Source organism: Amycolatopsis sp. NPDC034160 (assembly GCF_055575355.1).
This window is the reverse complement of sequence record NZ_JBVISU010000034.1, coordinates 1-12,444: the sequence shown is the minus strand read 5'-3', so window position 1 is coordinate 12,444 and position 12,444 is coordinate 1. Positions and strand designations below refer to the sequence as shown.

Below are 12,444 nucleotides of genomic sequence, written 5' to 3'. Positions count from 1 at the left end.
GTTTCCTGATGCCGTTCGCCGCGGACTTCGACGGAATCGTCGAGCAACCGGGTCCAGGCCGAGAGGGCTTCGGTGACCTGACCGGCTTTGGCGAGCGTGAGGGCGAGGCCGAATCGGAGGTCGAGAACGTCGGGATGCCGGTCATTCAGCCGTCCCGTCGCTTCGTCGAGGAGCTGTCGATACTCCGAAACAACGGGGGGGGGTGCTCGATTTCGGCGCTCCAGAAAGCGATGTTATGCCGGATGTGGCCGACGATCTCGTCGTCGCCCAAGGCTTGTTTCGCCTGCGGCAGCAGGTCTCGTGCCAGCCGGAGGGCTTCCTCGCCGTTCCCGGTCTTGCCCGTCGCCACCGCGAGGAAATGGCGAGCGTGCAGCGTTTCGCGATGGTCGGGGCCGAGTGCGCTGGTGGCGTCGGAGACCAGGGCTTCGAACGCCGCCCGGGATTCCTCGAGACGGCCGAGTTCAGCGAGGAGGTGCCCGATGTTGTTGCGGACGCTCAGAACGTCTTCGTCGCCTTCACCCAGCGTGGCGGTAACGGTCGGCAACAGCTCCTCGAACCGCGTGAGAGCCGTGGCGGCGTCTCCCGCCTTACCTGTCCAGGTCGCGTGCCTTGCCTTGCAGCGCAACGTGATCCGGTCGGTCTCCCCGAGTCGTCGGGCCGCGCGGTGTGCCCACGCCGCCCAACGCTCCCGGTTTTCGACGGGAATGGGGGAGGCACGGCGCTCCAGGGCGCGCAACGCGTCTCCGTGCAGATCGGCGAGCCAGAAGTACTCGGCTTCGTTGGCGCCGGCATAGCTCTGTTCGAGGGTCGGCTCGTCGTCTCCGGTCACGGGCGCCACCTCCGAGGCGGCCTCCGCCAGCCGGAGTCGCAACCGCCTCGCCACGTCGGGGAACGGTGAAGACAGGGCGCCCGTCCACAGCACGGTTTCGTCGGCCAGACCCGCCTGCGTCCGGCTGACGGAGTCACCGAGTTCGGCGAGGATGTCGCGGACGTGGACCTGCTTGTCCGGGCCCCCGCTCGCCGCGCTCGCCCTGGCGAGGATCGAGATCGGGATGGGGCCGCGTGCCGCGGCCACTCGCAGCAGGTCCAGGAGAACCGCCCGCGCGGGCTGGGGCGCGGCCGTCGCGCCGGTGTCCTCATCGGACTCCGGCCAGGCTTCCTCCTGGGTGACGCTGATGAAGGTGACCGTCGAATCGCCGAGCCGGACGACGTCGCGGTGGGTCAGGACGGCGTTCAGCACGCGGCGCCCGTTGACGAAGGATCCGTTGGCGGAGTCGAGGTCGGTCAGCCACGCTGTCTCGCCGTCCCAGCGGATCTCGCAGTGGAGCCGGGAAACCCGCGAGTCGTTGAGGCGGAGCGCGGCCTTCCTGCTGCGGCCGAGGGTGATGAGCCCGTAGGACAGTTCGTGCTTCACCGGCGGCTGGCCGGGGACGTCGATGATCAAGGTGCCGGGCGTGAGCTTCGGTGAGGTGGGCGAACTGTCGCCCGGTTGCCTTTGTCCCGGCGTCGGCCGCGACTCGACGATCATCGGCTGGCTCTGGTCCGGATCCGGGTGTGTACCGCGCACCCAATCACGTCCCGTGGGGTACATGTCGACAGTGACGGCACCCGCCGTGAGGCTGCTCCGCTCACGCGTCGCCATCACCGTCTTGACCCACTCCAGCGCCGGATCGGCCGACAAGCTCCGGAGAAAGTCGCTCAGCCGGACGCTGACGTGCGCGTCGAGGTCGTCGAGCCCGTCGACCGCGATCCGCACGTGGTCGTCCGTCCACTGTGGAGCGAGGGTGCGCAAGGGGCCGAGAAGGGCCAGATCGAAAGCGCTCGCGCCACTGCGCGCCTCATCGTCGAGGCCGTGCGAAAACGTCTCACCCGCTTCGCTGAAACCGGGAACGGTGCGCCGCAACTGGCGGGCCAGCTCCCGTGCGAGCTGCTCCGCGGTCTGGCCGCGGGCGGCGAACAGTACGGCGTGCAGGAAGTTCGGCGGCACGTACGCGCCGGCCACCGACGGTCGCGCCAGCGCGGCGAGCATGGTCGACTTCCCGGACCGCTCGCCGCCGGTGATCGCGACCAGGCGCGCCCCGGTGAGCAGGTGCCCGACGGTTTGCCCGAGCCGGGGGTCCGGCCGGTAGCCCGCGGTCAGCCGCTCGATCAGCGGGACGGCGGGGTTGCCTGCCAGCGGCGATCGGCGCCACGTGGGGGAGGAGTTGAGCGCGATCCAGAGTCCCTGATCGGCCTCGGTCACCTCGCGGGTGCCGTCGAAACCCAGGTGCACCGCGGTCTGCATGGGGCACAGCCCGGCGATGACCCGTTTGAGATCCGCGCAGCGGACGCGCTCGCCGAGGCTGTCGTGTCCCGAGCGCAGCACGGTGACCAGCGAGCGGCTGAAGCAGCCATTGGCCGCGACGCGGTCGTCGGACGCGGTGAGCAGGTCGAACCGTTTCCCCGCCTCGCCGACGATCCGCAGCCAGCGTCTGCCCGCCTGCAACGCTCCGATGCCGGCGTGGCAGGTGTCGAGCAGGATCACCAGGCCGTCCAGCATCGAGTAGCGGCCGAGGAGTTCCTTGATCCGCTGCGCGAACAGGAACGACCTCCGGCTGTCCACCGGCAGGCTGGTGTCCTTGGTGAGGAAGTAGAAGTCGTCGTCGGCGTATTCGCCGTGGCCGACGAGAGAGAGGAAGAGCGTCGCCTCGTCCTCCGACGCGCGCTCGAACGCTTCGACCAACGCGTCGTCGAGTTCGACCATGGTCGGGTCGACGAGGAGTCCGCGTCCGTCCGCGAGAGCGGGTACGCAGCCGCCGATCCCGGGATCGAGCAGAGCCGCCGAGACCTGACGGCCCGCGTCCGGGAGGAACGACAACAGATTCAACGCCTCGCACTGCGACGCGACGACCAGTGACCTCCGTTCTCCCACGGAGATCACTTTGTCTCATCGAAGGGTCACCGGCAAGGGCATGCGCGATACTGTGCGTGTCGATACGGAAAGGGGTGCCGGTGGCTCGGATCGTTCTGGTGCACGGCATCGCCCAGGAACAGAAGTCCGCGGACACCCTCGAAGCGGAATGGCTCCCGAGCCTGGCGGGCGGGGTCCGGCTCGCCGGCGACCCCGCGCTGGCCGACGACCTCTGGCGGGACGCCCGGCCCGGCGCGGCGCGGATGGCCTTCTACGGCGACCTTTTCCGCCGTGACGGTCAGCAGGGTGGCGCGGACGAGCTGACCGCCGAGGAAGGGAAACTCGCCGAGACGCTGGCCGAGGAATGGCTGCGGAACGCGGCTTCCTCAGCCGCCCGCGAGGCGGACCGGCACCGGGCTCAGGCCGAATTGGCCCGGTTGACGCAGGATCGCGGGGAAGAACAGGGCGTGCGCGCCGCCGCCCGTCCGGTGCTGAACGCGCTGGTGCGACTGCGGCCGTTCGCCCGCCTCGGGGTCGCGTTCGCCGAACGCGTGGTGGTCAAGGCGCTCAAACAAGTGACGCTGTACCTCACCGACGAGACGATCCGGAAACGGGTACAGGACCGCGTCGCCGAGCACATCGGCCCGGAGACCGAAGTCATCATCGGGCATTCGCTCGGTTCCGTCGTCGCCTACGAAGCCGCTCATCTGCACGGCCGCCCGCTGCCGCTGCTGCTCACCCTCGGCTCGCCGCTCGGCCTGCGCACGGTGGTCTACGAGCGGACCCGGCCGCAGCCGCCGTCCGTTCCGCCCGGTGTCGCGCGCTGGGTGAACCTCGCCGATCGCGACGATCTCGTCGCCGCACGCCCGGATCTCACGCCGCTGTTCCCCGGCGCGGACGGCGTCCTCGACAGCGGTTACACGGTCGACAACGGGGCCAAACCGCACGAAGCGGCGTTCTATCTGACCAAGCGCCGCACCGGCGAAGTCCTTTCCGCCGCGCTGAGGTCGTGAGTGGCGATTCGTGTTCTAACCCGAATCGCCACTCACGACCGTTACCTGCACCCGGAAGGCGTAACGCGGCGGTTTCCGCGGCGACGGCGGATGGAAACAGCGTCCCTCGAAGCTCACTGCCGAGGTGATCTTCGACGGAAGGGGCAGCCATGCGGGTATCGGCGGAGGTCGGCACGTGGCTCACCCGGCGCAGCAGCCGGGCCGGCGACTGGCGGGCGGCGGATCTGGCCGCCGCCAAACGCGGCACGCGGGTTTCGGTGGTGATCCCGGCCCGCGACGAGGAGGAGACCGTCGGCGCGATCGTCGGCACCATCCGGCGCGAACTCGTCGAACGCGTTCCCCTGGTGGACGAGATCCTGGTGGTGGACAGCCATTCCACCGACGCCACCGCCGAGGTCGCGCGGGCGGCCGGAGCGGAGGTCGTCACCCAGGACGCGGTGTTCCCGCAACTGGACAGCCTGACCGGCAAAGGGGAAGCGCTCTGGAAAGGCGTCGCCGAAACCACCGGTGACCTCGTCGTCTTCGTCGACGGGGACCTCCGTGATTTCACCGCCGACTACGTGACCGGGCTGCTGGGGCCGTTGCTGACCGACCCGGCGATCGCCTACGTCAAAGGTTTCTACCACCGTCCGCTGATCGGAACGGCGGGCACCGAACCCGACGGCGGCGGCCGGGTCACCGAACTGGTCGCCCGGCCGCTGCTCAACATGTACTGGCCGGAACTCGCCGGGTTCGTCCAGCCGCTCGCCGGTGAATACGCCGGACGGCGCGAAGTGCTCGAAGGCATCCCGTTCGTCACCCACTACGGCGTCGAGGTCGGCCATCTGATCGATCTGCTCGAACTGCACGGGCTGGACGCGCTCGCGCAGGTCGACCTCGGCCACCGGACCCACCGGCACCAGGGGACGCAGGCACTCGGCCGGATGGCCGCGCAGATCATGCTGACCTTGATGGACCGGCTGGAGCGTGGTGGCCGCGTGATCTCTGCGGCGCCGCCGTCCACCTCGCTCGCCCAGTTCAGGCGGGGCGAAGGGGAAGGCGTCGAGCGAGAGCTGGTGCTCACCGACGTCGCCCTCACCCAGCGGCCGCCGCTGGAGAGCCTTCCGCCGGAGATCCGGCCGGAGAACTCACCCGCGTTGCGGAGGACGGCTTAGCGTCCGGCGGAGACCGGCGTCTTCGCGGGCCGCCAGCCGGGCGGGCCGAACACGTAACCGAGTTTGTCCCGCCACGATCCGGCCGCGCGGACGTCGCGCAGGATCGATCCGTACTCGTGGAAGCCGACCTTGAGCAGGTTGTAGGTCTCGATGTTCTTGGTCAGCCCGTAGGTCGGCCGCTTGCCCTCGGGCACGAAACTGCCGAACATCCGGTCCCAGACGATCAGGATGCCGCCGTAGTTCGCGTCGAGGTACTCCTTGTCGCTGCCGTGGTGCACTCGATGGTGTGAAGGCGTGTTGAACACGTACTCGAACCAGCGCGGCAGCTTCCGGATCTTCTCGGTGTGCACGAAAAACTGGTAGACGAGGTCGATCGACAAGCCGGTGAGGATCATCCACGGGGGTATGCCGGCGAAGGCCAGGATCGACCAGAACGGCAGCTGGAAGTACGGGGTCCACTTCTGCCGCAGCGCGGTCGAGAAGTTGTAGTGCTCGCTCGAATGGTGGACCTGGTGGCCCGCCCACATGAGCCGGACGCGGTGGCTGGCCCGGTGGTAGGCGTAGAAGACGAGCTCCTGGCCGAGCAACATCAGTACCCAGGTCCACCAGTCGTCCGGGCTGAATTTCACCGGTGCCACCTGGTAGAGCGCGGCGAACACGAACAACATCGCGATGCGGAAGACGCCGTTGATCACGACCGCCACCGCGCCCATGGCCATGCTGGTCCGGGTGTCTTCGACGCTGTAACCGATGACGTTGTCGTCGTGCCCCAGTACGTGCAGCGCGAGGATCTCGATCGCGACGAACAGCAGGAACACCGGTGTCGCCATCAGCACCGGGTCACTCAGATGGGCAAGGAAATCCGCCACCGCACCGCTCCCTCTACTCGCCGTCACGATCTGACCTTGCGGTAACTTACCCTAGGGTCATTTACCTCAGGGTAAGATAGCCGCCGTGACAGAAGCAAGGGCCGTCGGCACGAAGGGCGTGCCCCGTGAAGAGCGGGAAACGCAGATCGTGCGTGCCGGTACGGAGGAGTTCGGCAGGGCCGGGTACGCCGGGGCGTCGATGGTGGAGATCGCCCGCCGGGTCGGCGTCACGAAACCCTTGCTGTATCAGTACTTCGGCTCGAAAGACGGGCTGTACCTCGCCTGCTTGCACCGAGCGGGGGACAGGCTGACCGAAGGCGTCGCCGCGACGATGGAACGGGAGAGCGAGCCGCCGGAGCGGATGCCGCTGGCGGTGCTTTCGGCCATCTTCGAGACGTTCGACCACGACCGCTATGCGTGGAAGCTGCTCCGCGACCCGACAGTGCCTTCGACGGGGGAGATCGCCGGGGTCGCCACCGGCTACCGCTTCCGGCTCGACGGGTTCGCGCTGATCGGCGCCGGCCAGCTGATGCGATCACGCGGGCTCGACGACGAGCGTGACATCGAGGCCATCGCCCAGGTGTGGACCGGCGTCGTCGATTCCCTGATCAGCTGGTGGATCGACCAGCCCGATCAGGACGCGGCGGCGATGACCGAACGGTGCGCGCGGATCATGCGGAACCTGTTCGGCTGGTGAGCGCGGCCGCGGCGGCCTCGCCGTCGGCGAAGGCGAGCGGAGGACGGTCGTTCAGCGGGAACCAGGCGTATGCGGAATTCTCTTCCGACAGCCCGATTTCGGCGTCCGGCGGGAGTTCGCAGGTGAAGGCCAGCCCGATCGTCCTCAGGCCGGTGTCGCCGTAGACCGACGGATACGATCCGGCGAACCGGAGGTTCCGGAGTTCGCAGCCGATTTCTTCGAGTCCTTCGCGGAGGAGGTTCTCCTCGGCGGTTTCGGCGCCGGAAAGGAAGCCTCCGACGGTGTCCCAGCAGCCCTTCCGGGGCTCATGGGCCCGGCGCAACAACAGGATCCGGTCGCCGTCGAGGACGAGCCCGACCGTGGTCGGCAGCGGGTTGTCGTATTTGGTGAAGCCGCAAGCGGAACACTCGACATGGGCGTCTGCACCAGCCCCGGCGAGCCGGGTGCCCGCGCCGCAGCGGGGGCAGAACTTCCAGTCCTTCACCGGCCGAAGCCTAGTGGCCGGTGAAGGACTGGAAATCAGTACGGCACGCATCGCCAGTACGAAGGTCGGGGCAGACCCATCGGTGTGGCGACAATCGCGCCGTCCGAGGTCAGATCGGCGTTTGCGCTGAATGGCTGGGGTGAGTCTGCGAATTGTGGTCTTGGGCCGGCGAGGGTGGCCTCGTGCACCCCATCTCGCCAGACCTCCGCCGAGCCTCCGCCGTAGGCCCCGGTGATCCCGAGGACGAGCCCCTGTGGGTTGGCGGCTCTCGCGGTCGCGTTGGGAATGGTCGAGACCACGTTTCCCATGGCATCCCACACCACGGCCACTCGTTCGTCGTTCACATCGGTGCCGTAGCCGGCCGTCATACCCTCGTTGAACTGCCCTGCGGCGATCCCGGTGAGACCGGCCGGGGCCTGGAGCCTGCCACGGGTGCCGTCGGCGTGGTAAATCTCGCCGGACCCGGAGACCACACGCCCAGTCCCGTCAATTCCTACCGGGAAGCCGTCCCCGAGGATTTCGTAACCCGTGCCACCCGCTCGCCAGTAGACGATCTTCGTGGCGCCGTCGACATCCATGAAACCGGTGATGTCCCCGCGATCGTTGAGCCAGGTGGCGTAGGTGCTCCCGGTCGCCGGTTTCGGCAGCCAGCGGTAGAACGTCTTGTACACATAGGGTTCCGGCTTGCCGGACGGGCCGAACTTCACTCCGGTCACGGTGCCGTTCGCGTTGATGTCTCGGGGCCGGTTCTGGCCGCCGTCGCGGAACCGCAGCATGATTCGAGGCTGTTCGTTATGCCAAATGATGCCGTAGTCGGGATCGGGATAGTTGCTACCGCTCGCGACAATCCACTCCGTGCCGGCGGAGCCGCCGACGTAGGCGAAGTCGATTCCCTCCGGCATCGGAAGGTGGGTCTGCCGCCAGTAGCAGTCGGCGGCGTCTTGGATCGACGCGGCTTGGGCTGCCTGGACTCCGGTCGTCGCGATGGTGAAGGCCGCGCAGAGTAGTGCAAGACTCCGCGCGGCCGCTCGTATCAGAACCACCACTGGTTCTTGGCCGCCGGCACGTACTCCCAGAGCTGCACGATGCCGCCGTCACGCCCCGCGGTGCCGAGGTCGGAGTCGAGGTACCGGCCGCTGCGCACGTTCTGCAGCCGCAGGAAGCCCTCGGGGTTCTCGGTCACGGTGAACCACTGGTTCGTCCCGCCCGCCATGTAGTCCCAAAGCTGGACCTTGGTGCCGTTGCGGTCGATCGAGCCGAGGTCGGCGTCCAGGTACCGTCCGCTGTGGACGTTCTGGAAGCGGTAGTGCCCCTCGGGGATCTGGGTGATGTACCAGGCCTGGTTCGCCGGGATCGTGTTGTCCGGGCCGATGAGGCAGGTCCAGAGCTGAACCTTGGTGCCGTTTCCGTTGATGGTGCCCAGATCCGCGTCCAGGCACCGGCTCTCGTCGGAGGCGGGGCCGAGCAGGTACGCCTGCTGCTGGACGCTGAAGCCGGCACCGCGCACGTTCGCCGGGCGCAGCGACAGCTGCCCGACGTCGACACGCTGCTGCTCGTCCGCCGCCTGCGCGGCGGGTGCGCCGAGCAGTGCCGAGAATCCGGCCAGCACGGTCACGGACACGAGAAATCGCTTGAGACTACGCATTTAGCTCCCCAGATCGCCGCAGGTGTCTCAACTGGGCCCCGACCAGGACAACCTGCTGACCATGATCTTGCCGTTCGGCCGCCGCCACGTCAATGAGGTTCTTTCCCACGAAAACGCCACCCCGACGGGAAATCCCGGACGAGGTGGCGATCGTCGACGTGCACGGTGGATACGGCTGGGGTGCCCGGCGCCGCTCCGGGCACCCCAGCCGCGTTTCAGGTCGCGGCCTTGGAATTGCCGCGCAGTTTGACGTTGGCCGTCGAGGCGTTCTTGATCGCCGTCTCGATCTGCGCCATCGTCGAGGACGAGGTCAGGCCGGGCACCGTCGCCGTGTTCAGCGCGTAGAGCGTGAACGTGTACGGGTGGGTGGAGCCGCCGGGGCAAGGGCCGAAGTATTTCTGTGTATTCGATCCGCTGCCCATCGCCTTTTGCTTGGCGCCGTTCTGGTTGGGCACGGTGAAGCCTGACCCCAGGCCTTCCGGCAGTGACGCCGCGGACGCCGGGATGTCCCAGATCGCCCAATGCAGTTTGTTGCCGTTGTTGGCCACATCGGCGAAGACGACCGCGTAGCCTTTGGCGCCCGTGGTCCCGGCACCCCAAGCCAGCGGCGGCGAGGTGTCCTGACCCGCGGTGCCGTCACCGGCGCAGGTGTACTTGTCCGGGATGGACGCGTTGTCGGCGAACGCGGAACTGGTCAGCTTGACCGCGCCGGGTTGGCCGCCGCCGGGAAACTTCAGGCGTACCACCACGTTGTCGATCGCGCTCGGGGTACCACCGTTCTTGTCCGCGTTGGTCGAGGTGACCCACAGACCGCCGTCCGGGGTCTTGGTGACCGAACGGAGCCTGCCCCAGCGACCGGAGAACAGCGACTGCACCGAGCCGACGCCGTTGCCCGCCGCATTGATCTGCGTGGCGAACAGTTGCTGGCTGGTGACGGCCGCGACGTAGATCCAGTCGTTGACGATTTCGATCCCGCTCGGCCCACCGGAACTGGTCGGCCAGGTCTTCTTCGGCGCGACGGTGCCACCGCAGGTGCCCGTGGTGCCTTCACACTGGGGCCAGCCGAAGTTGCCGCCCTTCTGGATCAGGTTGAGCTCGTCCTGGGTGCCGTCGCCGAACTCCGACGCCCACAACTGGCCACGGGAGTCCCACGCCAGACCCTGCGGGTTCCGGTGTCCGAAACTCCAGACGTACCGGGCGTTTCCGCCGGTGGAGAAGAACGGATTGTCACTCGGCGCCGATCCGTCCGGGTTGAGCCGCAGGATCTTCCCGTTGAGCGAACCCTTGTTCTGCGCGGTTTCCTTGTTCTGCCCGTCACCGACGGTGGCGTAGAGCTTGCCATCCGGCCCGAAGCGCAGCCTTCCGCCGTTGTGGTAACGATTCTTGGCGATTCCGGTGAGCACCGGTGTCGACGTCGACGACAGGGTTCCCTTGTCGTAGGTCATCTTCACGATCCGGTTGTCGCCGGACGCCGTGTGGTACAGGTAGATCGCGTGGTCGGTGGCGTAGTTCGGCGAGATCGCGATGCCGAGCAGGCCGCCTTCGCCGTTGGTGCCGACCGCGCCGGGAACCTTGCCCACCGTGGTCTTCTGGCCCGACGGCGTGATCCGCAGGATCTCGAAGCGGTCGCGTTCGGTGGCCAGCGCCGTGCCGTCCGGCAGGAAGTCGACGGACCAGGCGAGGTCGACCTTCGTGATGTCCTTGTCGTACTCGGGAATCCCGCCGCCGGAAGCGCCGCCCGTCTTGACGGAGAGCGCGTTGCCCGCCGCGGACGCGTTGCCGTCGAGGTCCCGTGCCTTCACCGTGAACGTGTACGACGTGTTCGCCGTCAGCCCGGTGATGGTGGCTTCGAGCGAAGGTGTCGTCGCGACCTTTGTGGTGCCCTGATAGACGTCGTAGCCGGCGATGGTGCCGCTGTCATCGGTGGAAGCGTTCCACGCCAAGGAGACACTGTTCGCGGTCACCGACGTCGAACGCAGGTTGCCCGGCACGGTCGGCGGCGTGGTGTCCCCGCTGGGCGGAGTGGTGAACTGCACGACATTGCTTTGCTGCGAAGGGTTTCCGGCCGCGTCGAACGCGCCGACCGAGATGTCGTAGGCGGTGTTCGGCGTCAGGTTGTCGACGGTCGCGGTGAGCGTGTTGCCGTCGACGGTCTTCAGGACGTTGCCGCCGCGCATGACCTCGTACCGGACCACGCCGACGTTGTCGGTCGCGGCCTCCCAGGAGAAGGTGGCGGACCGGGCCTTGACGTCCTTGGCGGCCAGGTTCTTCGGCGGGGTCGGCGCTTCGGCGTCGAGCACTCCGCTCGCGGTGAGCTTGTCCGCGTTGGGCCCACCGTTCGCGGTCGTCGCGGTGGTACGGATCTTGTTGACCCCGGCGGTCAGCGCGACGTCCTTCGTCACGGTCTTCCACGTCGTCCACGCGCCGGTTCCGGGGAAGGACAGGGTGCCGGCGGCTGTGCCGTTGACGCTCACTGAAACCGGCCTGTCGATCGCGGTTCCGTTGGCATAGCGGAAAGTCAGTGTCTGGGTGCCGGCCCGCGCGGCGTTCACGGTGTACTCGACATAGCTGCCGACGACGTTGTCGAAGTTCACGAACCCGGTGCCGGAATAGCCCGCGTGGTTCGCTTCGACGGCGCCTTGGGAGATCGTCGCGGCCTCGGATTCTTGGTCCGTCGCCGCCGCGCCGGCGGGCAGGGCCGGCAGGACGGCGAAGGCCATCGCCGTTGCGGCGGCGCAGGTGAACAACGCGCGCCACGGTGGTCGGGGTGCCACTGGTGCCTCCATGCGTGGAGTCGGGGTCGGGGAGGTACAACGGCGGACCGGGCGAGCCCGGCGGGGAGTGGGAGTTTTAGTTAGGAAACCTTCCTATCTATGAGTCAAATCACACACCAGCGCGTGCTTTGTGTCAATAGCTCACCACCATCAACACGGAGCGTCACGCCAGAACGCGTTCAGTCCTCTGGTTGCGGTACTTGCACGTGCAAGTACCGCAACCAGAGGACTGAACGCGTTCTAGTGAGAAGGAGGGGTCAGCCCGCGATGTCGGCCCGCGCGATCACCTTCGTGATCCTCGCGCGCACCAAGGACTCCTCGGGGACGGCGTTGCGCTTGCCGTAGTCCTCGGCCTTGTCCGCGCCCATGTACCGGCCACCGAGCCGGGTCGCCCACTCGAGCATCTCGTCGTAGTCGTCGTGCAGCACGGCCTCGGCGGTGAACTGCACGTACGAGAACGGCGGCTTCTGGTCGTCGACGGCCAGCGAAATCCGGCCGTCGCGGCGGATCGCCTTCCCCTTGAGCGTGTCCGTGCCGGTGGTGAAGATCAGTTCGTCCCCATCGGGGCCCTCATCGAGCAGGAACCACACCGGCGTCACGATCGGCGCGCCGTTGGCCCGGACCAGGCCGAGCATGCCCGTCCGGGTGCCCTCGCTCGCGAACTGCCACCACTCGTCACGGCTCATCTCACGCATGGGCCGAACGCTACCGGGACTTCCCGTCGTGAGCAGTTCCGGTCACCCGCGGGTGAGTCGTGAGTGGCGATTCGTGGTAACTAGTCAGGTCCCGGGTCGTGTGGTGGTCGTCGTTCTGCGATGATCATTACGTGTCCGGGGGTGAGCGTCCGTCGTATGACGAGCTTGCTGCGCTTGTGGTGGCGCAGGCGGAGACGATCCGGGTGTTGCGGGCCGAGAATGA

The 12,444-nt window shown here is 67.7% G+C and carries 10 protein-coding genes; 3 read left to right on the top strand and 7 right to left on the bottom strand.

The features are described from left to right. Positions 1–145: 145 nt before the first annotated feature. Positions 146–2,911: an FHA domain-containing protein gene (locus ACZ54P_RS38580; RefSeq protein ID WP_465466566.1), complete on the bottom strand. Its 2,766-nt coding sequence runs from the start codon at positions 2,909–2,911 to the stop codon at positions 146–148. Positions 2,912–2,991: 80 nt separating this feature from the next. Here ACZ54P_RS38580 and ACZ54P_RS38575 point away from each other — a divergent pair, with 80 nt between their 5' ends. Together ACZ54P_RS38575 and ACZ54P_RS38570 are read left to right on the top strand one after the other, a co-directional pair. Further along, entirely contained in the window at positions 2,992–3,903 is a 912-nt protein-coding gene (locus tag ACZ54P_RS38575) for a hypothetical protein (protein WP_465466565.1), read from the top strand. Positions 3,904–4,052: 149 nt separating this feature from the next. Further along, complete coding sequence (locus tag ACZ54P_RS38570; protein WP_465466564.1) at positions 4,053–5,057, top strand: glucosyl-3-phosphoglycerate synthase; 1,005 nt, start codon at positions 4,053–4,055, stop codon at positions 5,055–5,057. Here the strand turns inward: ACZ54P_RS38570 and ACZ54P_RS38565 are convergent. Next, positions 5,054–5,926, bottom strand: a complete 873-nt coding sequence (locus ACZ54P_RS38565) for a sterol desaturase family protein (protein ID WP_465466563.1) — start codon at positions 5,924–5,926, stop codon at positions 5,054–5,056. The genes ACZ54P_RS38570 and ACZ54P_RS38565 overlap by 4 nt on opposite strands. Positions 5,927–6,011: 85 nt before the next feature. Here ACZ54P_RS38565 and ACZ54P_RS38560 point away from each other — a divergent pair, with 85 nt between their 5' ends. Next, on the top strand, positions 6,012–6,623 hold the full coding sequence (locus ACZ54P_RS38560) for a TetR/AcrR family transcriptional regulator (protein ID WP_465466562.1): 612 nt from the start codon (positions 6,012–6,014) through the stop codon (positions 6,621–6,623). Here the strand turns inward: ACZ54P_RS38560 and ACZ54P_RS38555 are convergent. The 5 genes from ACZ54P_RS38555 to ACZ54P_RS38535 form a co-directional block, all read right to left on the bottom strand. Continuing rightward, on the bottom strand, positions 6,598–7,107 hold the full coding sequence (locus tag ACZ54P_RS38555; protein ID WP_465466561.1) for an NUDIX domain-containing protein: 510 nt from the start codon (positions 7,105–7,107) through the stop codon (positions 6,598–6,600). The two genes, ACZ54P_RS38560 and ACZ54P_RS38555, sit on opposite strands and share 26 nt — an antisense overlap. Positions 7,108–7,142: 35 nt before the next feature. Next, a complete protein-coding gene (locus ACZ54P_RS38550; RefSeq protein ID WP_465466560.1) occupies positions 7,143–8,009 on the bottom strand; it encodes a hypothetical protein in 867 nt (288 codons plus the stop codon). 131 nt (positions 8,010–8,140) lie between these two features. Beyond that, positions 8,141–8,752 carry an RICIN domain-containing protein gene (locus ACZ54P_RS38545; RefSeq protein WP_465466559.1) on the bottom strand — a complete coding sequence of 204 codons (612 nt, stop codon included), beginning with the start codon at positions 8,750–8,752 and terminating at the stop codon, positions 8,141–8,143. A 215-nt stretch (positions 8,753–8,967) separates the two neighbouring features. Next, complete coding sequence (locus ACZ54P_RS38540) at positions 8,968–11,472, bottom strand: PQQ-dependent sugar dehydrogenase (RefSeq protein WP_465466604.1); 2,505 nt, start codon at positions 11,470–11,472, stop codon at positions 8,968–8,970. A gap of 311 nt (positions 11,473–11,783) precedes the next feature. Next, positions 11,784–12,221 (bottom strand): PPOX class F420-dependent oxidoreductase, encoded by a 438-nt coding sequence (locus ACZ54P_RS38535; protein WP_465466558.1) that lies wholly within the window; start codon positions 12,219–12,221, stop codon positions 11,784–11,786. Between the last annotated feature and the right edge of the window lie 223 nt (positions 12,222–12,444).